We start from the raw sequence: 20,754 nt of genomic DNA, 5'->3' as shown, positions 1-20,754 counted from the left end.
CGGGTCAGGTATGAACCGCGCACATTGCGGCTAGCTTTTGCCGAAACTCGTTCAACACCTCGGGAACACTGAGTCCATCGCAGTCGTCAGTCAGCACGAGGTGGTCGCGATGTACCGCGGGCCACTGCCAGCCATCGTTGTCAAGCGCCAGCCAATCGCGCGGTCGGCGGCGCTGCACGTCATCGAGAATCTGTTCAGCTCTTGTCATGTCCTCAAAGTTGAAACGATTCATTTGTGTGTGATAGGTCGCGCCAATGACACGCGATTGCAAATTGCTTGTCAGACGCTTCTTTGCACGGCTGAAAGTCAACGCTTTTACCCAGGAGGTACTGAGGACGATAAGCACTTCCGGATACGGCTCAAGTGCACATTCGAGAAGAGCGACATGCTGGAACAGCACGTAGCCAGGCGGTGCCATCAGATACACACCGCGGCGTGGATGCCTGAGGGCGTTGTCGTAGTGCAATGGACCATCAAAATCCAGGTACAAGATTGGCGCACCGTAGCCCGCAGGCAGAGGCTTTCCAGTCGATTTCGGCATCTGCAATTCACGTCTCCTAGCGTGGCATTCGCCTCCGTTAGAGCCCCTGCCATTAACTGGCTGTGTTGAAACAAACACTAGTAGTATCAACTACTTATGCGTCATTTGGAGTTGATATTGGCAATCTATGCATCTATCATTCAGCCGTCAAGTCGACGGACGTTGCAAGGAGCGCGGCGATGCCAGTTTGGGCCACAGCGAGTGTTGAGAACGTGCCAGAGATACGCCTGGCGAGCTGGCGCGTGTTTGAGAGCAACCTCGGAGAACGGCATCTCGTCGGGTACAACCTGACTCTTCGGGAAGGAAGAGTCACCAGCCAGGTGAACTCCTTCGATGCGAAGCAGAAGCGCGCCGTCACGGAATCGGGGCGCGTGTACGACCTAGTTGGGGAGGCAGGCTGGAACTCAGATGCTGACTATGTGTGGAACCTCTGGAAGCACCACCAAACCGACCGGACGTACACAGAAATTACGGCCGACGTCGAGGCGGAAATCGCCGCAGCAGGTGAGGAATGAAGTGATGCCAAGCGGGAGCCACTGATGCCTTGATGCATCCGCGCGGTCCTTGCCCGCTGACCCCAAATTGAGAGCGCATGACATGGGAGTCGTGCGCCCAGACGACACAGGGGTCGAAATGGAAGCAAGTCATCAGCAGTACCAAGCCGCACTTCAACTGCTCGCTGCGGGAGCGGTTATCAAGCAATCGTCAGCAACGCCGCTGACCTACCGGTTGAGCTTCAACAGAATATCGGTGCCGTTGCCGGGCGGAGTCGTTCAGCAGCTGCTGGCGCACGGGCAGATGCGGGCCGCCTGCAAAGTAAGCGGTGAGGTCGTGTACGTCGGCAGTTGAGTTGGCAGGCTGCCTCGCGGCGGGGCAGCCTTTTCACTCACTGCGAAGCCGCGCGGTCCGTGCGTTCGCGCTAGGACACAGCGCACCTTGAGGCTGCCGGGCAACAAGGGAGACTGATATGGACGAACCCGACGGGCAGATGCAGTTCGGTACGGTGGTACGGCTGAACCCGGACAGGGGTTTTGGCTACGTGCTGGACGCTACCGAGACACATAGTTATATCTTCGTGGTGGGTAAAGCCCTCTCCAATGTGGAAGCTGGAAGGCTGCGCGTCGGTGCGCGGGTCCGGTTTCGGCTGCGCGGCCAGGGCCGGGTCGAAGAACTCATGCTCATATGAAGATGTTCCCGCCGACCGCAGAATGCCGGCCCACCGACAAATCGGTGGGCCGTATCAATCGTCGCTGAGCTCGCATAAAACTTCTGTATCGTCTCGCGGCAGGCAGCTCAACGGCACGTCGGCAGTCCTCCGAGATTCGGCTCATTTCGCCGTCAGCGGCAACAAGCCAGCACGTCTTGTAGGGTCAGCGCGGTCAGTTCAATGCTCCTTTCAGTCCTGCGTTGTCATCAACTTGCCAGGGTAGCTGTCCACCTGTGCCGAGCGAGGGCGTGGCCGACTGCAAAAGCACTGGGCGCAATTTTGATGGCAAGCTGGCTTGAACAAGCTTGGCGAACCGGTGCGCGCCAAGGGTGTCCAGGACATAGCCCGTTCTCTGTCGCACAGGGACGGGCGCAGAGGACAAGGCGCTGCGCCACCCCACAGCGGTCATCACCGGCAACAGGCCCGCGACAACCTCGGCCGCAAGGGCGACACCGCCAACGCAGTGCTGGAAGGCGAGCAAATCCAAGGCGGTTGCCTCGGGGCTACTCACCGCAAGTGGAGCCGCAAGCCCCTTTATCGGAGTCAGCGGGGTATCAAGCAGACGCTGCTTGACGTGGAACTCGACATGCACGCCGCCCACCTCGAGCGCGCGCGTCGGCGTCGTTGTCATGACCTGCGTGAGTTGCACTGCCTGCTGGGCAGAACCATGCAGGGCAGCGGCGGACAGCAGGCCAACGTAGTAGGGCTTCTGGCGCAACCGGCAATAGTCCGCGAGCCAGTAGGCCACGGGTGGGGCGCCTCGCCTTCGGTGCTCTGGGGGGACGATGAGAAAGCAGCTGGTGCGGCCGGGCAGTCGCACCACTCTGTCGGCCAGGTGTTCCAGCTGGCGTTTGACAGCCAAGGGACTCAGCCCGCTCAGGGCCACCAGGTCGGGCAAACTAGCGACAAGTTGGCCACGCCCCTGAAACTGGTCCAGCAGGCGGGCGACTGCCCCGCGAGAGCGAGGAGTGGAGGGAGAAAAATCAGCGGCGTGCATGGGTCGAAACGTTTTCGAATAAAACCCAATATAGGTACTTTTCGCAAACTATCTGCAAATGCTGTCAACGCCCTGCACCGACGTGCTGTGCGTGTGTCCACGTTAAGCCACCGCCTTGATTCCTCATGCGCGTCTATTTTTCCTGACCGGGCTCGTCGCTATCGCTGCCGCGGAAGCAATGTGTTGGACGAATCCCTATCCACGCTCGCATGCAATGAGTTATAAATTTTTGAATAATTTTTCATAGCACCCATAGGATGACCCATTCTTCGGTGGCCAGTGCCGGCCTCCATTTGAGCTGTGATGGCCAGTACCCTTGGTCACATTTGAGCCAATTACATCTCAGACACTGCTCGTAAACTGGCACCGAAATCAAGCATGCCAGACGCTGCCTCCAGTCTCAATGGGGCTGCGTATTGCCTCGAGTTGAACCACCAAATTGGCGGTTTTGAAAGCATGGAAGCCGCGCATTGCGCTTTCTGCGTTCTGGCGCATGCAGTCCTTCTAATCCAATCGGAGTAGAGCCTTTTCGCCCTATAGACGCCTATGAGCGCTCAGAATCTCCTCATCAAGCTGCTTGACTATGTTCTCGAGCAGGACAAGGACATCAATCCGCGCGGCTTCAATCTGGCGTCATCCAAGGGATTCGTCCTGAGTCGGGGAGACTTGCAGGGCTTGCCGGGGGTCGATTTCAACATCCAAATCGAAGGCGACCACACTTGGCTGCGCGTGCAACGCCTCGGGGCGTTTTCCCCGCCGACATTGCCGGACAACACGCTCAAGGGCGTCATCGCGGTCAATGACAACCCAAGTGGTACGCCACCTGCGCTCAACGAGGATGCGCTCAAGCACCTCATTGCATCGGCATCCGCCGGGAAATCATCGGACGTCATTGCAGCCATGGACGCCCAATTGCGGGCCCAGGCCGCTGCCCAGTTGGCCGATTACGCGCCACTGTGGACCGCGTGGGCTGAAGGCGAAAAGCCGCGCCGCAAAAGCATCGCACTCTACGGCGACCTCTTCGCCCTTAAACACCAGCTCGAATCGGAGGAAACGGCCAAACCGCATGAACTCGTCTGGGGTCTTGGTGTCGCAGCCTGGAAACTGCAGTATGAAGAACGCTCGCGTCCGGTCACCATCGATTTCCAGTATCCGATACTGACGCAGACGGTCGAGTTGTCCCTGGACGAAAGCACCTTGGCCATCGAGGTTCGCCCTCGGGCCATCGAACCACGCTTGGAGTTTGATGCCTTCATTGCTGCCGGCCTGCACGGCGCGGCCGAGGTCGAGCGCTCGTTAAAGGAATACCTTGCCCGCGGCGCCGAGCGGCCAGTCACCCCCTTTGACCCCGGAAGCTTCGAGCCCCTCTTGAAACTCGTCGCTGGCAATTTGCATGAGCGCGGTCGATACGAGCATGCAGTGGAAGCATTCCCTGTCCCCGGCGACGCCCTGGTGGTAAGCGACGCCTGGGTGCTGCTGTCTCGCCCGCGGCCAGGCAATTACCTGCACGAAGATATCGAACGTCTCAAGACGGGCATTCGAGACGGCGCCGAGATTCCGCTCGGGCCCCTGGCTCTGGTGACACCCCCTTCCGATGCGCTCCCTGAGTTTGAACCCATCACGTTCCGGGGACTATCAGGCGGCTCGAACGCTGTGGGCGAAGGAAAGCCGCAAGAGCTTTTTTTCCCGCTCCCGTATAACCACGAGCAGGTCACCATCGTCGAGCAGCTCGAGCGCTCCAGCGGCGTTGCCGTCCAGGGACCTCCTGGCACGGGCAAGACCCACACAATAGCCAACATCCTCTGTCACTACCTGGCAACGGGCCGGAGGGTCTTGGTGACCTCAAAGGGTGAACAGGCGCTGAAGGAGCTCCAGTCCAAGATTCCCGAAGACGTCAGACCCCTGACCGTGGCGCTTCTGGCCGGCGACCGCGAGGGCATGCGGCAGTTTCAATCGTCCATCGAAGCCATCATCCACAATGTTTCGCAACTCAACCCGGCCATTGTGCGAGACCAGATTGCCTCGCTGGACAGCGCAATTGACCGCGCGCATGCCGAGTTGGCAAGCATTGACCGGCGCATCGATGACATTGCTACAACGCAGCTATCCGAAGTCGTGGTTGACGGCGTGGGCATGCGCGCCCAGAAGATGGCAGAACTCGTGGTCAGTGGAGCCGAGCGGTTTGGTTGGTTCGATGACGAGCTGTCCCTCGACCCAACCCATGCACCCCCACTCAATACCGTCGAGACAGCGATGCTGCGCTTGGCACGGCACCGGCTGGGTGAGGACTTGATTTATGTGGGTGCGCGGCTTCCGTCCAGCCAAGCCCTCCTGTCTGCGGAGGATATCGGTCGCCTGCACGATGTGCTCGTCAGCATGCGCGATATCGAAGCTGCGCAAGCCAGCGGCAGTCTGCTTGCCCTGCGCGCCGCAACGCCGGATATTTTGGACGAAGCGCGCCAGTTGCTTGCACAGGTCGAGGCGGCCATCGCGCTGACTGAAGAGTTAGAGGCGACCGGCGAAGTCTGGACCGCAGAACTGCGGCACAAATGCAGGCAGTCCAGCTATGCCAGTGAGCGGCAAGCCCTCGAGGCCCTGTTCAGCGAAATTGAAGAACTCATCGACGCGCGTGCCGAATTCTTGAAGCGCCCGGTGGACATGCCCGAGCCCATTCTTGCCGCACCGAAGGCCAAAGAGGCTATCGAACGCGGAGTCGAGAATGGCAAGCCCTTCGGGCTCTTGAGCCTGGGCGGCTCGGATGTCAAGGCACAGGTCGGCGCGATTCGCGTCGCCGGGTTGCCGCCCGCCAATTCCGAAGACTGGAAACATGTGCAGCGCTATGTCGACCTACACGGCAAAGTCCTGTCATTCAGCGTGCGCTGGAACGCCGTCGCTGGTTTGCTCTCGGTGCCCGAGGTGCATGGGGGTGTCACGGCACTACGCCATATCGAACTGCTCGCGGTGAACGCCCGCAAGGCGCACAGGCTGGCCTTGAATCACGACGCACATCTTCCCGTGTTGGCCACCACCGTGTTCGCCGAACCGCCCATCGCCCAACTCCGCGGCAACTCAAAAGAACTTCGGGGTGTCCGCGAGCATCTCCGCAGTCACCTCACACGCGCCGAGCTTGCACGGGCAGCCACGCAGTTAGCGTTTTTGCACGAGCGGCTTGCCGGCACCACTGCCCTCATTGCGGTCGCGCTGCGCGACTTCGTCGAGGCGGAACTGGGCCAGCGCCAATTTCCGCCAGAGCGTATCGTGGCCCGCTACACCGAGCTGCTCAGTGAGCTTCGGCGCGTCGAGAACCTGGCGCACGATATCGCGACTGTCAACGCGATGGCCGGTCAGCTCGAAGCCGCTGGTGCCGCAAAGCTGGCTGCACGTGTGCGCGCACAGCCAGCGACAACGTCTGGCGACGACACGGCCTTCCCGGCGAACTGGCGCGACGCATGGAATTGGGCACGCGTCAAGACACACCTCGACAACATTGAAGCCCGTGACGAGTTGCGCACGCTGGCGACGCGGCGCAGCCATCTTGAGAGCGGGCTCGCCCGACTGTATGTGGACTTGGTCTCCAAGGCGGCTTGGCTGGCGACGAAAGAGGGTGCCTCTCCCCGTGTCCTGTCCGCCTTGGAAACGTATCGCACTGCGGTGCGCCGCATCGGCCAGGGCACCGGGCCCAATGCCGTGCGGCATCGGCGGGATGCCCAGAGGGCGATGTATGACGCCCAGGGGGCCGTACCGTGCTGGGTGATGAGTCACGCCAAGGTGTCGGAAACGCTGCCTGCCCATCTCGGCAGCTTTGACCTCATCATCGTCGATGAGGCGAGCCAGTCCGACCTCTGGGCCTTGCCGGCCGTGCTGCGGGGCAAGAAGATACTTGTCGTCGGCGACGACAAACAGGTGTCACCGGACGGCGCCTTCATCAGCGCGGCACGAATCCAGGAACTCAAGGACCGGTTCTTACCCGACCAACCCTACGCGCCGATTCTGACGCCGGAGAAATCTCTCTACGACATCGCGTCTACCGTGTTCGCGGCCAGCAAGGTGATGTTGCGTGAGCATTTTCGGTGCGTTCCGCCCATCATCGCGTACAGCAATCACACCTTTTATAAAGACTTCATCCAGCCGCTGCGGATTCCGAAAGCGTCTGAACGGATGGACCCGCCGCTGGTGGATATTTTTGTCCCGACAGGGCGCCGGGATGCGCAGGACCTCAACAAGGAAGAGGCGCAAGCGATTGCCACTGAAATCGAGGCCTTGCTTGCGGATGAGAAATTCGCTGGCCGAACCCTTGGCGTCGTGTCGTTGCTCGGGCCCGGGCAAGCCAAACACATCGACCAACTCATCCGCTCACGCTGCGATGCGAACGAGCTCTTGAGACGGAACTTCACGTGCGGCGATGCGCGTGTGTTTCAGGGGAGCGAGCGGGACTTCATGTTCCTGTCGATGGTGGCGTCGCCGGGTGATTGCCGCGCCCTTGCCGGTAACGCGTTCGAGCAGCGCTTCAATGTCGCGGCGAGCCGTGCGCGGGACCGGATGTATCTGGTTCGGTCGGTGCAGCTCACGGACCTCTCGTCCTCCGACATTCGTGTCGGGTTGCTGTCCCACTTCTGTAGGCCCATGGGGGGAAGCGTCGATGAGAGCAAGAGTCTGATTGACCAATGCGAATCCGGGTTTGAGCGCCAGGTCTATGGAGAACTATTCAGTCGTGGCTACCGCGTCGTGCCGCAGGTCAAGGCGGGTTCGTTCCGCATCGACATGGTGGTGGAAGGTGCGAATGACACCCGGCTGGCTATCGAATGCGATGGCGACGAGTTTCACGGACCGGACCGTTGGCAAGCGGATATGAGCCGTCAGCGCGTCCTCGAGCGAGCGGGATGGACGTTTTGGCGGTGCTTTGCATCCACTTGGTCGCTCAGAAAAGAGGACGTTCTTTCCGAGCTCTTAGAGCGGCTGAACGGCATGGGCATTGAGCCACTGGGGGCGTTGGACCGCATCCCGGAGTTTGTTGAGAGCCGGACTTACGTCGGAGCCGGAATGGACGGTCAGCATGCTGGTGGGTAACCTTGGGCGGCGCTCACCGACATTAAGAAGCGTTAGCCGTGACACGGAATTACAAAATTCTTAGACCGCTTTGGGCGACGTATCAGATGTCGGGTGGTCCAAGTTGTGCATCGTCGGCTTTCTGCGTCATGTACTCAAGCCGCCATTGGGAAAGGATACGTGCCTGACTCACGCGAAGGTCATCCTCCGAAATCGGGAAGCATGATGTGAGAATGAGGTTCTTGGAGCCTTGCAATCGAGCGTGAAGCGCCCTCTCGACAGCGTCAGCAACAGCATCAGCGCTATGGGCGGCCGTTTCAGCGTCTTCTCCCGAGTTAAATACCAAGACAATGCTGAGTCTGTAGGGGTCAGCCTCCTTGCGTTCGACGTTTTGCCCGGCGTCGAGGTCAAAATACACGAACGAGATTAGCTCGCCATGGTCCTGAAGTACCTTGGCTAACTTGTTATCGACTTTTGTGTCCCTCATGCGGTTTACGAACGCGTCAGGAAAGGCTGCCCGGTTGTAGCGCGAGGCAAGCCAGCTTCGAAGTACCGCTAACCCCTTGCCATCAATCATGAAAGATGAGTCAGGGTTAAACTGCGCTAATAGGGATTTTTTAATGGAACACTTGCTGGTGTTGACGAGCTCGATAACGACAGGCGCATTGGCGCACCGTGCAGGATAATGCAGCGTGCGAGGTGCTTTGCCCCAGGTGAAGTTGCCGTTGGCACTCGACACGACTCGGCCTACGATAACCTCAACAAATGGCTCTACATCAAGGTTGTCATTCGCCAAGTCGCAATCGTGCGAAATGACCACCACGCAGGTGTTCGCCCCGTCCACCGTGTTAGAGAGGCCAAAGTGCTGCGCAGCCTCTCGCGTCAGGACATGCCCCTGCCTCCAGCTACTCTCGCGGGTCCACTGCGGCGTCGCGGTCTCCAGCATGGGGCGTCAAGCGGTCTCGTCGAACGACGGCGCTCCGATATCTGATGGCAACAACTTTGCCTTGCGGCCTCCGAGCAACCCATCGAGCTTCGATTGGGATTCGTTGCCACGCTGCAATATCCGCATAAGCTTTTTGGCCGTTTCCTTGCCGTCAGCACCATCGGCGAGAAGCTGAAGGAAGTTCTTGCCCTGCGAAATGGTGCGGTCGAGCATCGGCGTAGTTGGCTTGATACCAAGTTCCTGAAAGATGACCGCCGCCTCAGCGAGTTGACGCAATCGTTCTTGGTAAGTCAGTCTGGGCGTTTCGCCATCTAACCAGTTGTAAAGGGTTTGACGAGACACCCCAAAGACCTCCGGCAGCCTCGACATCGTCCGGCCGAATCCAGCCTTGACTTGCTGCATAAGCTTGGCATAAGGCGACTCTGCAACGGGTGCCGGAGACTGCAGCACGGTGATTCGCTGGTAGCCGCGCACATCCCGAATGAACGACTCGAAGGCGACCCCACCTGTGCCCACCTCGCGCATCGGCCACGGGCAGTCACCATCAAAAGGTTGGCCATAAATGGCCACTTGCGGACGACCATATATGGCAGTGATGTCCACGGTCTGCGGTCGGTTATGCAAAATTGCCGGCATCATTCGTCCCAGACGCTAAGCGCGTGTTCGGTTACTGTCGCCCTGAATGCGGTGCTGATGACCTCATGAATATCGTGCAATTGCTGTTTCACTTCTTCCAGTGAAAATAGCAAGCGGCCCTGGACAACCCCATCCGTGTCCAAGATGGCATGTTTGCCCTGAGCTTGAGCGAATCTGGCCTGTATGGTCATGCCTAGAGGTAGTAAATCCGGCGGAAACGCCAGACTCCCCTCTTGTATGACGACACGAGAACGCAGTTGGATTTTGTCGAAGAGACAAACCGTCTCCGCGTACGAATGCAATGCCTTACCACCTAAGCGTGCGCTCATGCCCTGCACCTCTGGCCTGAGGTATTGCTCCAACGTCTCGCTACTCCTTGGAAAGATATGGTCAAGATACCGAAGACCGACACTCTCAGTGAAGTCCAGCGACACCACCTCATGCAAGAGCGCCAGCCCCGTCAAAAAAGAAGCAGAGAAATTATCGAAAGCCCCATAGTCCGTGGATTGAAAGGTCAGCGTTTCCGCGCTCATTACAAAACTATGTGTTTGCTCGACATTGGCAAATAGGTACTGGTCATACGGCACTGGCTTAGGTACCTGCTGACCATCCTGCACTGAAAACTGTAGCGCGATAGCGCGGTGATGTGTAAACGCGGGGAAGCCTGCCTTGCGCAGCCCCTCTTGCATGGCGGGGAGGTAGTCAGCCAGCTTTAGGAGCGTGTTGAAACGCGCCTGTACTACCGTGAAGTAGACCGGCGGATTCTTCAACGGCTTTCCCATCCTGAACTCCCCAAAATCTCAAAGTTTACATATCGGTTGACAAATGTAGCTCATCCATCTGTCGCAGTCAAAGCTGCTGCAGAAACTAGCTTCACGATGAAGGATTTGCAAAGAGCGTCCGGCACACACTGTCATCGCTTGTCGCATGTGATGTTGCGACTGCGCTGTCTAGATAGTGTCGTCACAAGATTTGCAGCCAGAGGGCAAGGCAGCGAATTTGCACGGCGGCAACGAATGAGGCGACGTTTTTCGCGTAGCGCGTGGCGATGCCCCGCCACCGCTTGAGATGCAGGAAGGCGTTCTCGACCAGGTGACGTAGTTTGTAGAGTGCTTTGTCATACGTGCGGGGTTGCTTGCGGTTCTTGCGTGGCGGAATCACGGCTTGCGCGCCTTGCGCTTGGGCATGCGCCACGATGGCGTCACTGTCGTAGCCTTTGTCGGCAAGCAGGTAGTCCATCTTGAACCCGTCCATCAACCGCTCAGCCTCTGCACAATCCGCTCGGGTACCTTCTGTAATAACCGCTCGGAGCGGCAGACCATGCGCATCCACGGCCAGATGTATCTTGGTGTTGAGCCCCCTTTTGTGCGGCTCATCGCCTGATTGCCACCCCGCGCACCCGCTGCGTGCGGATGAACCTTGCAGTGACTGGCATCGATCATGATCCACTCGAAATCGGGCTCATCAATGCACTGCTCCAGGAGCGACTCCCAAATGCCCTTGTCGCGCCAGCGGCAAAAACGCCGATGGGTGTTTTTCCAGCCGCCATATGAGGCGGGCAGGTCTCGCCACGGCGCACCGGTGCGAAGAATCCAGAACACGGCGTTGATGAATTGGCGGTTGTCCCGCGCAACCCCGCCCCAAACTCCCGCTCGTCCAGGCAAGTGGGGTTCGAGCAATTCCCAGTGCCGATCTGATAGATCGTGTCGATGAAGCGTCTCGGGCATCTCAATAGCGCGGTTGGTATGAACAGCGCCATCATGCCACAACTCGTGACGACTCTATCTAGGCACTTGTCACCGATTCTGGCAAGCAGACGCTCCTTCAGAAGCTCGCATAAGGTGCTGCGGCAGAGTGAATCGCGCGCCAAAAACCGCCAGCTGCCCGAGGTCACTCATGCGGACGAGGCCACCTCTCCTGAGTCCGTTCGGCAGGGGCTTCGCGCCGACGATTTCCACGCCCGTCAGCAACTCCGCCAGTGCGGACGGCCTCGTTCCCATCGCTCTTGCCAAGTCCGCCAGCGGGACGTAGGTTTGCCGGAACACCAGCAGTTGCTGGGGTGAGACCACCTGGCAGGGCTGCCCGCGCAGCATGATTTGCTGCGATTCGAGCAAGCCCAGGCTCACCCAGTGCGCGATGCTTTCCCATTTCCAGCCGGTGAACTTCGCCAAACGCTGCATCGACATCCCCGCCTCCAGCACCGGTGTCCCAAAGTAGGGCGCCACCTCCGAGCGCAAGAACCCCATCTTGCGTATTTCAGCCCATCGTGGACGGCATTTCAGCGGGATCGTGGACGGCGTTTCAGCCTGATCGTGGACGCTGTTTCAGCGTCATCGTGGACGATTGGGGGTGGCGGCAAGTGATTTCCTAGGCGGTCTAGGCTGGTCGATTTTTTGATCGAAGCCGATGCCCACAACCAGAATCACGATGCGCCAGATCCGAGAAGCATTGCGCCTGCACCTGCAGGTTGGGTTGACCTATAGCGAAGTGGCCCGCGCGCTCAAGCTGTCCAAGAGCGCGGTGGGCAAGTACGTGTCGCAGGCCCGCGTGGCCGGGGTGGACTGGGCGGTGGCCCAGACGCTGACCGACGTTGAGCTGGAGGGGCGGCTGTACCGCCCGCCGGTGCCGCGCGCCAGCGATCATCTCGCCCCCGATTTTGCCGCCATTCACCAGGAACTCAAGCGTCCCGGCGTGACGCTGATGCTGCTGTGGGAGGAGTACGCGCAGGGCAACGCGCTGGCCTACAAGTACACCAGTTTCTGCGTCAAGTACCGCGCCTGGGCGCAGACCCTCAAGCGCTCCATGCGCCAGGTGCATGGGGCCGGCGAGAAGCTGTTTGTCGATTACGCCGGGCAGACGGTGCCGATCACCGACGTGGCCACCGGCGAGATCAGCGCTGCACAGATCTTCGTGGCCACGCTGGGGGCGTCGAGCTACACCTACGCCTGCGCCACGCCTCGGCAGACCACCGCCGACTGGATCGGCGCGCAAGTCCAGGCGCTGGAGTTCTTCGGCGGCGTACCGCGGCTGATCGTGCCCGACCAGGCGCGCGCCCTGATCAAACACCCCGACCACTACGACCCGCTGCCCAACCGCACGTATGAGGAATTTGCCAACCATTACGGCTGCGCGCTGCTGGCCGCACGCCCGGCGCACCCGAGAGACAAGCCCAAGGTCGAGGGCGCGGTGCTGCTGATCGAAAGGTGGATCCTGGCGCGGCTGCGCAACCGTCGCTTCTTCAGCCTGATCGAGCTCAACGCGGCGATCGCCGCGCTCATTGCCGATCTGAACCTGCGCCCGTTCCAGAAGCTGCCCGGCTGCCGCCGCGACGCCTTCCTGGCCCTCGACGCCCCGGCGCTCTCGCCCCTGCCAGCCACGCGCTACGTGGTTGGCAACTGGAAGCAGGCCAAGGTCAACGTCGACTATCACGTCGAGTTCGAGGGGCACTACTACAGCGTGCCGCACCGCCTGGTGGGCAGTTCGGTGGAGATGCGCGCGGGCGCCGGGCTGCTGGAGATCTTCTGCGCCAACCAGCGCGTGGCCTGTCATGCGCTGAACGCCCGGCGCGGCCAGCACTCCACCACGCCCGAGCATATGCCAGCCTCGCACCGTGCGCACCTGGAGTGGACCCCGGCCAAGCTCATCAAGTGGGGCCAGAGCATCGGGGTGGCCGCCGCGGGCGTCGTGACCTGGCAACTGGAGAACCGCCCGCATCCCGAGCAGGGCTACCGCGCCTGCCTGGGCCTCAAGCGCCTGGCGCGTGAGTACACGCCCCAGCGCCTGGAAGCGGCCTGCGCCAGGGCGCTGGCGATCCGCTCGCCCACTTACCGCAGCGTGGCCTCAATCCTCAAGAGCGGGCTTGATCGCCAGCACGCCTCAATCCCCACGGCGGCGTCCACCGCCTTGCCCGAGCACGAGAACGTGCGCGGTGCCGATTACTACCACTGACGGAGAACAACGATGCTCAATGAACACACCCTCGACCAACTGCGCGCGCTGCGCCTGGACGGCATGGTCCACGCCCTGACGGAGCAGGCCAGCAGCACGGCGGCAGCCGCCCTGGCTTTCGACGAGCGGCTCACGCTGCTGGTGCAAAGCGAGATCGCCTGGCGTGACGGCCGCCGCCTGCAGCGCCTGCTCAAGGCGGCCAGGCTCAAGGTTTCTGCTGCCTGCGTGGAGGACATCAACTGGCGTGCCAGCCGCGGCCTGGACCGTCATCTCATCGCCAACCTGGCCGGTGGCGACTGGCTACGCCATGCACAGAACTTGCTCATCACCGGCGCCACGGGGTGCGGCAAGACGTGGTTGGGTTGCGCCCTGGCGCATCAGGCCGCCCGCGCGGGCTTCTCGGTGCTGTACACCCGCGCAGCACGCCTGTTCGACGAGCTGCAGGTCGCCCACGGCGACGGCAGCTATGCCAAACGCATGACCCAACTGGCCAGGCTTGACTTGCTGCTGATTGACGACTTTGCGATCGCGCCCATGGGCGCGGCCGAGCGCAATGACTTGCTCGAACTGCTCGACGACCGCGTCGGCAGCCGCTCCACGCTGATCACCAGTCAGCTTCCAGTGAAAGCTTGGCATGCCTACCTCGACGACCCCACGCTGGCTGACGCCATTCTCGACCGCATCGTGCACAGCAGCCACAAAATCGAGCTCAAAGGCCCATCGCTGCGCGAGAAGGATAAAGATCAATGACCCCCCAGAACCTCCGCCACCGCTGCGCCGAACACGCCTTATCCACCGCGGCGGCCGGTCCGTCGCAAGCGCCGTCCGCCGCCGTGGATAAGCCTGCAAAGAATCCCCTCACCAACCGCTTCGCAAGAACCGTTTCAGGCTGATCGTGGACGTTTGAGATACAGTCCAACCCATCGCTTGCGCGCACCCCACGCGCGTCCACGATCGCGCTGAAACGCCGTCCACGATCAGACTGAAACAGGCGTCCACGATCGCTGAAATGCGCACCCATCTGACCTAGATGGCGCCCCCGCACCGCCGCGACCAGCTCACCCGCAGCAGCAGCCCGCATGACTGCCTGAATGGCCTGCTTGTCCCCCATGCGGCGGCTGGTCAAATCAGCCCAGGTGACCCACTCCTGGTCTTTGGGCGGGTGCAGCGTGGACAGTCGGTGAACGGCCTCGAACAAAGACAGCAAAGACTGACGTTCGACGGGCCCGCCTTTGCAAATGTCGTTTCTCCACTGCGCGTCGGCTGAGATGACTTTGGCCGCCACCATGTTTTGCAACACCGCGGCCGGCACCTGCGCGATATCGCACGCCTGTGCCTCGCTCACCCAGGCTTCGCGCTGAAGTCGGATGCGCTCGACCTCGGAGCGTGGAATCTCGTAGACCAATCCTCGTGTGCCGAACCGGCGCGTGCGCGACGCACAGGCGTCGGCCTTGGCAGCTTTGAGCAAGCGGTCGCGACTCACGCCGAGCGCTCTGGCGGCGTCCGTGAGCAGCACATACTCGCTCACCTGAGCCACCACGTCCTTCGCCGTGTCGAGACCGAGCACGCCGTTAAAGGACTCGGCTGCCACGCGCACCACGGCCTCCAGAAAAATCTCCAAGGGATTTCCTTTGCACGCCTTCTTGAGGCCGACGTACCAACGCCCAAGCAAGGTATTGAGCGTGCGCGCCGCCGGGTCGCCCACTGCGATGCGCGCAGCAACATGCGCTTCGAACCCTCTGGGCCAATCGAGCAGCAAGGTTTCCAGGGGCGCAAGAAGCTCAACAGCTTCACCCACGCTTCTTGTAGTCGCCGCGCTGCGACGCGGCGGCGGCACCGACGGGTCGGCGTACAGACACAACACCGCGGCCAGTTCACAGAGTGAAGCTATGTCGACGTGGTGCAGCTTCGGCACGACGCCGCCAGAGGACATGCCGTCACTCGCAATCAGAGCCGATAGCCAGACTTGCGCGTCGGTTGCTGGACTGCTGGTCAGCGTGCGCAGGTCGTGCCCGCAAGGGCATTGCTCGATGCGCTCGCGGTTGGGAGAAAGTAACTCCCCGCAGCCCTCACACCGGTCAACCAGACGCACGTGGTGCAGGGGGCACGCTGTCACGTAGGCATGTTCCCAGTCGCGCCTGAGGTAGGCCTCCTCGGTGAGGCAGAGCGGACAGAGGGCATCGCCCGTTACCCGGTGCAAACCACGCCAGCCGCGGCTGCGTTGTTCCTGCCGACTTGCGTCCTGGGCCCAGCGAAGCTCCAAACCCAACTCACGGGCGACATGTTCTGGGCGGCCGAGTAATGCGCCGCGGCTGCGCGCCACGTTTGCCAGGCCGGCCAACTCGCGCCAACCCCACAGGGCATTGGCCGCTGCCAAGCGCCTGTAGTAGCCGGAGCCCGATTCATCGTCACGCGGTGCAAACGTCTGGACCAGAGCCATCAAACAGCTCCCTCAGATGCAACAACACGGCGTATCGCCATGCCGTTGGTGTCAAGCACGTGGGCATGCGCCATATTGAGCTCAATGGCAGTGGCGTCGGCTTTGTGGAACGCTGGAAAATCAGGGTGCCCAGCGCTTTCAATGGCACCCGCAGCGGACTGGCAGTCCTCGAGAGTCAGTTCGCGCGGAGATTCGTACGCCATCTGGCTGGCCAGCTCCTGCATGAACCGGCTCAAGACGCCAACCAAGCCGCCACTGAGCAGGTAGCACTGCGGGACCAGTTGATGCAGCGGCAACCCAATCGGCCAACCAGACGCCGCAAACAGGTCCGCGTAGGTCCGCACACACGACGCAAAGGCCACCTGCTCCTCTCTGCTGCGGAAATCATACGGCCGGAATTCACGCCTGGCGGACGCGCGCAACCGCAATTGCTCGTTGCTGTCGAACAAGCGCTCGAGGCGCGGGACGCCAAATAACAGCAGCGCCAGGTTGAGGTTGTCGGCGACCGATTTGAACCAATCGCCCGCCGCCCGGGGTGGCACCCTGGCGCCAGGCTCGACCAGATGGCTGGCCTCCTCGAACATCAACACCTTCGTTTGTGCCAAGCGCAACTGGTCCATCATCCTGTTGAACATCACACCTGAGGTGATACCGCGCTGCGGCAATGGAACACCCAAAGCCATCAGCACGCTGGTCGGCAACAGGAGAGGTGAGATGTTGGGGGAGACCGGCACGATGAGCACCGGTACTTGGCGTTTGCCATCCACTTTCTGCTCGGGATGGAGACGCGAAAGTGCGTTGATAAGCATGGTCTTGCCCACCCGCGACGGGCCGACCACCCATTCGATGCGCGAGGCAAAGCCGTCGTACGCGTCGTCGAGGCGTTGCTTGAGGACACCGTACAACTCCATAAATGCCGGATGTTGCAGCTCGCAGCTCTCGATGCGTCGGCGCAATTCACGTGCGGTGCTCATCCTTGCACCTCACCGTTGATTCGACTCAGCACAGGCAGCGGCGCGACATCATCAAACGCCATCTGCACCGGCGCGCTTGCGTCTGCCGTTGCCCCGCGACCGGCTGGGCGGACTGGATTGTCAATGGCCCTCCGCACTGCGCTGGACGCCTTGGCCTGGTCAGCCACGGCGCGGTTTTTTTCAGCCTTGGTTTGCTTTTTGCGAGGCGTTTTGCCCGCAGTCTCCATGGAGCGTCCGTGAACATCCTGGCGAAACTGCGCTTTCGCCGCTGATTCGCTTTGCCCCGCGCGCATCTCCTTGAGCCGCTCCTGCATGAAGCTGAACGAGTATGCCGGCGTGGTGTCGTCGACGAATTCCTCGGTCAAGGTGACCAGCGGCTGGCCACCCCCTTCATCAACATAAATCTGGCGATAGTCATCTGGATTGACCAGGATGTTCAGTTGCTTCTCACCATGTTTCTGGACGAGGTAGGGCAGGTTGTCCCCGCGGTAGTTGAAGCCTCGGCAGGTGACGCCGGTCTTGCGGCTCAGTGTTCGCACCTCATGCTCGTAGAGCGTCAGCATCCACTCGGACAACGGGGGCGAGAGCGGCATGGCGTAGGCGAGCTCCTGGGTCATCTTCTTCCAGCGCATCGCGGGCGTCCCGCCTAGCTTGACCGTGTCATGAAAGTCCGTGCGCAAATGTCGCTTGAGAACCGTGTCCGCCCAGCTCTCGTAGTACCAACGAACGACCCAGCGTTCGAGCTCCTCGATGGTCATCAAACGGTCGCCGAGCTTGACGGGGTCCCGCTGCCCGTCACGGCCATCCATTCGTGTGCAACCAGGCAACGTTTGCAGCGCTTCCTTGAGTGAGCGGTTCAGTCGTTCGATGAACGGCTTGCCGTGCGCATGACGTGACTTGCAGTGCATCACATCAATGTCCAGACGCACGAGCTTGCGCATGCGTTCGCCTCGTGTTTCGGGGCCGTTATCGAACACCAGCTGATGGGGCGTGCCATAAACATCGAAGTCATAGGACAGACCGAGTTTGTCGAGCCGCGCCCTCTTGGAATAGAGGATGGACTCGACGCACTTCAGGCCATCGGACTCCGAGGCTCCGCCAATCACCATGTACCAGCCCACGGGCATGCCAGTACAGCAGTCGATGGCATGAATGAGGTAGACATTGCTCGTCTCGCCATTGGGCGTCTGAACCACAAACGGCAAATGCACGGCGTCCTGCTCGATACGTTCGAAGGGGGCGGCGCAGGAGATTCTGTTTTTGCCGATTGATTTCGCCGCAGCGACCAGCTTCGGGTCCATGCGGTCGATTTCGGGGTCAATGCTCAGGTCCTCAAAAACCACCTTGCGAATAAACGCCCGGCTGACAGCTTGTCCCGAGGACAGCCAACCTGCCGCCACGGCCCGGTCGTTGACATAGGTCGCCAAGTCTTTGAGTGACCAAGTGGATTCCTGCACCAGGTACAGGCCGCTGGCCGCGTGGGCTATCAGCTCGGTGATGGCCGCGGTGTATCGGGGATTTCGGTTTCCCTTGTTCTTGGCGCCCAGGAGCACCGGCAGCCTATTGCGATTTGCCTGGATGTAGCGGTAGATGGAAGCCCTGGATGGAAAGGGTCCGCTTGCCGCGCCCTCACACTTGTGTTGGTCCCTCGCTAACACGTAGGCCTTCGCCAGACTGACCTTGTATTTTTCTTTTAGACCCTCGACCAGCCTGATGTGCTCCATCACTTGCGCGATGGCGTTGTCCAGTGTCGGGTCATGCTGCGCCGGCACGCTGACGCGGGGCGCGTTTTTTCTTGCAAGTGTCAGGCTCCCAGCGACGATGGCGTCGTTGATGTCCGACAGGGGCTTGTACTCCTCCTGGTGCGTCTCTTTGTCAAAGAGCTTTATCCACCCATCACGCGGCTCCGGGTCCACAACTTGCCAGCGCGCGGCGTCGCGTCCGCGCTCACACAGTTCATCGCGATAGCGCAGGGCACGTGTCATACGCTCACCTCGTCCAGCAGGGCAAGGTGACCCAGGTCCCCGTACGCCGCGCGCAGCTCCATGACGCCCTCGAGCCTCTGTCTGACCAGGTTTCCACACAAGGTGCCGCTGACAAGAAGCGCCGGCACAAGATTCGGCGACAACGCAAGCGCAGCACAGAGGTCTTTCAAGGTGACGGGGCGCTCCCCACAGAGGGCCTCGATGCGCTCCACCAAAGCGGCATCAGGCCAGAGGTCCCCGCGTGAAGCGGCTTTTCTCAACAAAGGCAGGTTGCTGCGCAACGGATGCTTGGGGTTCGCCGGCATCACCACCTTCGTAAATCGGTAACCGTTGGACTCCAGAATGTCTGCGCCTCGCCCCAGCACGGATGCGTAGGTCTCGTCACCCACGTAGCGCTCAAGCTTCACCTCAAGGGCGCTGCGTGGAAGATTCAGCCAGTCCACGGCGAAATCTGGGGTGTAGAACTTGGGACCCAGGCGGAATCTGTGCTTGGCACGGGCCTCCGTCACGGCTTCCGGTGTTTTGAGCAACCGGCCGTCAATCAGGTCCACGGTAAAGGGCTGCGTCTGGAACCGGCTTACGCCGGGGTCAAGGGTCAGCATGTGTGCGACTAGGCGCTCGGTGTCCGACTCGACGGCAACTGAACCGATGGATTTGCTGCTGTACGTAAGAAACTGAACCTTGCCGTACGTCGACGCAACCCGGCGCACACCCGCATCTGCGGCGTTCAGTTTTGAACGTCTTCCATAGTTCCCGCCACCGCTCACCGTCTTTGCCTCCACTTCCTGCCCCGGTGATTGAAGGTCACCAAAATTGGTGGGGTAGTGTAAGCGCTGCGCCTACATCGAACAACCATCGCGGCGCGCGAAAACTGGCAGAATGCATTTTCATACTGCCAGTAGATTTCTTTGCTCACCGTGTCTCCATCGCAAACGCAGGCCCTGCCCAGCTGGCTACAGCTTGGACTGCATTTGCACGCCCTCCGAAAGCGTGGCGATGAGGAAGGATGGGAGCGGGCGATTGCCGCGTCCAATGAGCGCCCTCAGACCTTGAACCGCTTCGTGCGTCTTGCGGCATTTCTGGAAACGCATTACCCGGAGGTGCTCAGGAAGAGTGGCGGATTTCAAGCGGGCTCGGCCGTCATGCTGGAATTCATCCAGCTGCATGCGCTCTCGATTGAGCAGGCGCGCCTGGAGGCGCCTGACTGTTTCCATGGCATCACCTCCGTACGCACTCTCCGCAGCCGGGTTGGCCATCTCCGAGAAGAACTCGCTCGCCATCAGAAGGCGTCCTCGCGCAGTAGCAACCAGCGGTACGCGGATTTCACGCGCAGCGCATTTGAGTTGCTCCACCGCAATCCTCATTTGCTTGGACTTGGGCCGATTAAATCCTTGGAAATTAGCGACGTTCGAAGCACGCTTATGCCGAAGCTTGTGGCACATTGCAAAAAGGGACCTGCCGCCATCGACGTGCGAGCTCCTGATGTCACCGCCGCTAGGTCCCTGTCAGCCGCAGCTGCGTCCTACGCATCGCGCATCGCTGTATTGAGGCTTCGGTTCGACCAAGTGGTCATTGTGATGCCGGGAAAAGCGCAGCTCTACGCAGAGGAAACGCTAAAGCTACTGCACGGATGGGCCAAGGCGCCCGCCCAGGTACTCAGCAACGTCAATTTCTTGATGGTCATTGGAGATACTGGACAGTTGCTCGACAAAGCGCGCGTTCTTCAAGGAAGCTTTGAGTAAAACGTCACCGAACCCATATTCATAGGTCCGCGCTTTGCTCAGCGTGTTGCCGCCTACCGCAGAATGAGCCAGCACGCCGACAAATCGGTGAGCCACACCAATCACTGCGAAACTCGCGTGAAGCCTTGGTACCGTCTCCCGGCAAGTCGCTCAACGACACGCCCGCAGTCCTCGAAGATTTGGCTCATTTATCCGTCGGGAAAAACAGTCCATGGTGCATTTCCCTCAACCACCTTAAGGACCGGGGCCATGCGTGGAAGTGCAGGACTCGCCACTGCCGCCTGTCCTGTCA

General features: G+C 60.7%; 18 protein-coding genes. 7 read left to right on the top strand and 11 right to left on the bottom strand.

All coding sequences use genetic code 11. From position 1 onward, the window contains the following. Nucleotides 1-4: 4 nt before the first annotated feature. Nucleotides 5-541 (bottom strand): HAD domain-containing protein, encoded by a 537-nt coding sequence (locus BIO17B3_RS09475; RefSeq protein ID WP_156055265.1) that lies wholly within the window; start codon nucleotides 539-541, stop codon nucleotides 5-7. A 179-nt stretch (nucleotides 542-720) separates the two neighbouring features. Between BIO17B3_RS09475 and BIO17B3_RS09470 the strand changes: the two genes are divergently transcribed. From BIO17B3_RS09470 to BIO17B3_RS09460, 3 genes are all read left to right on the top strand, one after another. Then, complete coding sequence (locus BIO17B3_RS09470) at nucleotides 721-1,056, top strand: hypothetical protein (RefSeq protein ID WP_156053851.1); 336 nt, start codon at nucleotides 721-723, stop codon at nucleotides 1,054-1,056. Nucleotides 1,057-1,138: 82 nt separating this feature from the next. Beyond that, nucleotides 1,139-1,390 carry a hypothetical protein gene (locus BIO17B3_RS09465; protein WP_232054246.1) on the top strand — a complete coding sequence of 84 codons (252 nt, stop codon included), beginning with the start codon at nucleotides 1,139-1,141 and terminating at the stop codon, nucleotides 1,388-1,390. 118 nt (nucleotides 1,391-1,508) lie between these two features. Next, complete coding sequence (locus BIO17B3_RS09460) at nucleotides 1,509-1,727, top strand: cold-shock protein (protein WP_156053850.1); 219 nt, start codon at nucleotides 1,509-1,511, stop codon at nucleotides 1,725-1,727. A 193-nt stretch (nucleotides 1,728-1,920) separates the two neighbouring features. On the opposite strand, the gene BIO17B3_RS09455 is transcribed toward BIO17B3_RS09460, so the two are convergent. Then, nucleotides 1,921-2,496, bottom strand: coding sequence for a type IV toxin-antitoxin system AbiEi family antitoxin (locus BIO17B3_RS09455; protein ID WP_172979047.1), 576 nt, complete (start codon nucleotides 2,494-2,496; stop codon nucleotides 1,921-1,923). A 795-nt stretch (nucleotides 2,497-3,291) separates the two neighbouring features. On the opposite strand from BIO17B3_RS09455, the gene BIO17B3_RS09450 reads away from it, so the two are divergent. After that, nucleotides 3,292-7,812, top strand: coding sequence for an AAA domain-containing protein (locus BIO17B3_RS09450; RefSeq protein ID WP_156053848.1), 4,521 nt, complete (start codon nucleotides 3,292-3,294; stop codon nucleotides 7,810-7,812). 82 nt (nucleotides 7,813-7,894) lie between these two features. Here BIO17B3_RS09450 and BIO17B3_RS09445 read toward each other — a convergent pair whose 3' ends face one another. The 5 genes from BIO17B3_RS09445 to BIO17B3_RS09425 form a co-directional block, all read right to left on the bottom strand. After that, nucleotides 7,895-8,737, bottom strand: a complete 843-nt coding sequence (locus BIO17B3_RS09445; protein WP_232054245.1) for a hypothetical protein — start codon at nucleotides 8,735-8,737, stop codon at nucleotides 7,895-7,897. A 6-nt stretch (nucleotides 8,738-8,743) separates the two neighbouring features. Further along, nucleotides 8,744-9,340, bottom strand: coding sequence for a hypothetical protein (locus BIO17B3_RS09440; RefSeq protein ID WP_156053847.1), 597 nt, complete (start codon nucleotides 9,338-9,340; stop codon nucleotides 8,744-8,746). 32 nt (nucleotides 9,341-9,372) lie between these two features. Beyond that, nucleotides 9,373-10,155, bottom strand: coding sequence for a TIGR04255 family protein (locus tag BIO17B3_RS09435; protein WP_156053846.1), 783 nt, complete (start codon nucleotides 10,153-10,155; stop codon nucleotides 9,373-9,375). A gap of 181 nt (nucleotides 10,156-10,336) precedes the next feature. Further along, a protein-coding gene (locus BIO17B3_RS09430) for an IS5 family transposase (RefSeq protein ID WP_156052812.1) occupies nucleotides 10,337-11,100 on the bottom strand; the annotation gives its coding sequence in 2 pieces (ribosomal slippage) (nucleotides 10,337-10,728 and nucleotides 10,728-11,100; 765 coding nt in all). Between the two features lie 69 nt (nucleotides 11,101-11,169). Next, nucleotides 11,170-11,559: a hypothetical protein gene (locus BIO17B3_RS09425; protein WP_156053845.1), complete on the bottom strand. Its 390-nt coding sequence runs from the start codon at nucleotides 11,557-11,559 to the stop codon at nucleotides 11,170-11,172. A 220-nt stretch (nucleotides 11,560-11,779) separates the two neighbouring features. On the opposite strand from BIO17B3_RS09425, the gene istA reads away from it, so the two are divergent. Both istA and istB read left to right on the top strand, forming a co-directional pair. Beyond that, nucleotides 11,780-13,321 (top strand): IS21 family transposase, encoded by a 1,542-nt coding sequence (istA, locus tag BIO17B3_RS09420; RefSeq protein WP_156053820.1) that lies wholly within the window; start codon nucleotides 11,780-11,782, stop codon nucleotides 13,319-13,321. Between the two features lie 12 nt (nucleotides 13,322-13,333). Further along, on the top strand, nucleotides 13,334-14,071 hold the full coding sequence (istB, locus tag BIO17B3_RS09415) for an IS21-like element helper ATPase IstB (RefSeq protein WP_156053821.1): 738 nt from the start codon (nucleotides 13,334-13,336) through the stop codon (nucleotides 14,069-14,071). Here istB and BIO17B3_RS09410 read toward each other — a convergent pair. The 4 genes from BIO17B3_RS09410 to BIO17B3_RS09395 are packed head-to-tail and all read right to left on the bottom strand — an operon-like array spanning nucleotide 14,031 to nucleotide 19,322. After that, on the bottom strand, nucleotides 14,031-15,761 hold the full coding sequence (locus BIO17B3_RS09410; RefSeq protein ID WP_156053844.1) for a TniQ family protein: 1,731 nt from the start codon (nucleotides 15,759-15,761) through the stop codon (nucleotides 14,031-14,033). The genes istB and BIO17B3_RS09410 overlap by 41 nt on opposite strands. Beyond that, nucleotides 15,761-16,735, bottom strand: a complete 975-nt coding sequence (locus tag BIO17B3_RS09405; RefSeq protein WP_156053843.1) for a TniB family NTP-binding protein — start codon at nucleotides 16,733-16,735, stop codon at nucleotides 15,761-15,763. The genes BIO17B3_RS09410 and BIO17B3_RS09405 overlap by 1 nt, the downstream gene beginning before the upstream one ends. Further along, entirely contained in the window at nucleotides 16,732-18,720 is a 1,989-nt protein-coding gene (locus tag BIO17B3_RS09400) for a DDE-type integrase/transposase/recombinase (RefSeq protein ID WP_156053842.1), read from the bottom strand. The genes BIO17B3_RS09405 and BIO17B3_RS09400 overlap by 4 nt, the downstream gene beginning before the upstream one ends. Then, entirely contained in the window at nucleotides 18,717-19,322 is a 606-nt protein-coding gene (locus BIO17B3_RS09395) for a hypothetical protein (protein WP_232054244.1), read from the bottom strand. The genes BIO17B3_RS09400 and BIO17B3_RS09395 overlap by 4 nt, the downstream gene beginning before the upstream one ends. Nucleotides 19,323-19,637: 315 nt before the next feature. Here BIO17B3_RS09395 and BIO17B3_RS09390 point away from each other — a divergent pair, with 315 nt between their 5' ends. Next, nucleotides 19,638-20,462, top strand: a complete 825-nt coding sequence (locus BIO17B3_RS09390) for a hypothetical protein (protein ID WP_156055420.1) — start codon at nucleotides 19,638-19,640, stop codon at nucleotides 20,460-20,462. Nucleotides 20,463-20,754 lie beyond the last annotated feature (292 nt).

Origin of the sequence: Thiomonas sp. OC7 (assembly GCF_900634595.1) — a bacterium.
Taxonomy (GTDB): domain Bacteria; phylum Pseudomonadota; class Gammaproteobacteria; order Burkholderiales; family Burkholderiaceae_C; genus Thiomonas; species Thiomonas arsenitoxydans.
Note: the sequence above shows the minus strand (reverse complement) of the source record. Positions and strands in the feature narration are given on the sequence as shown.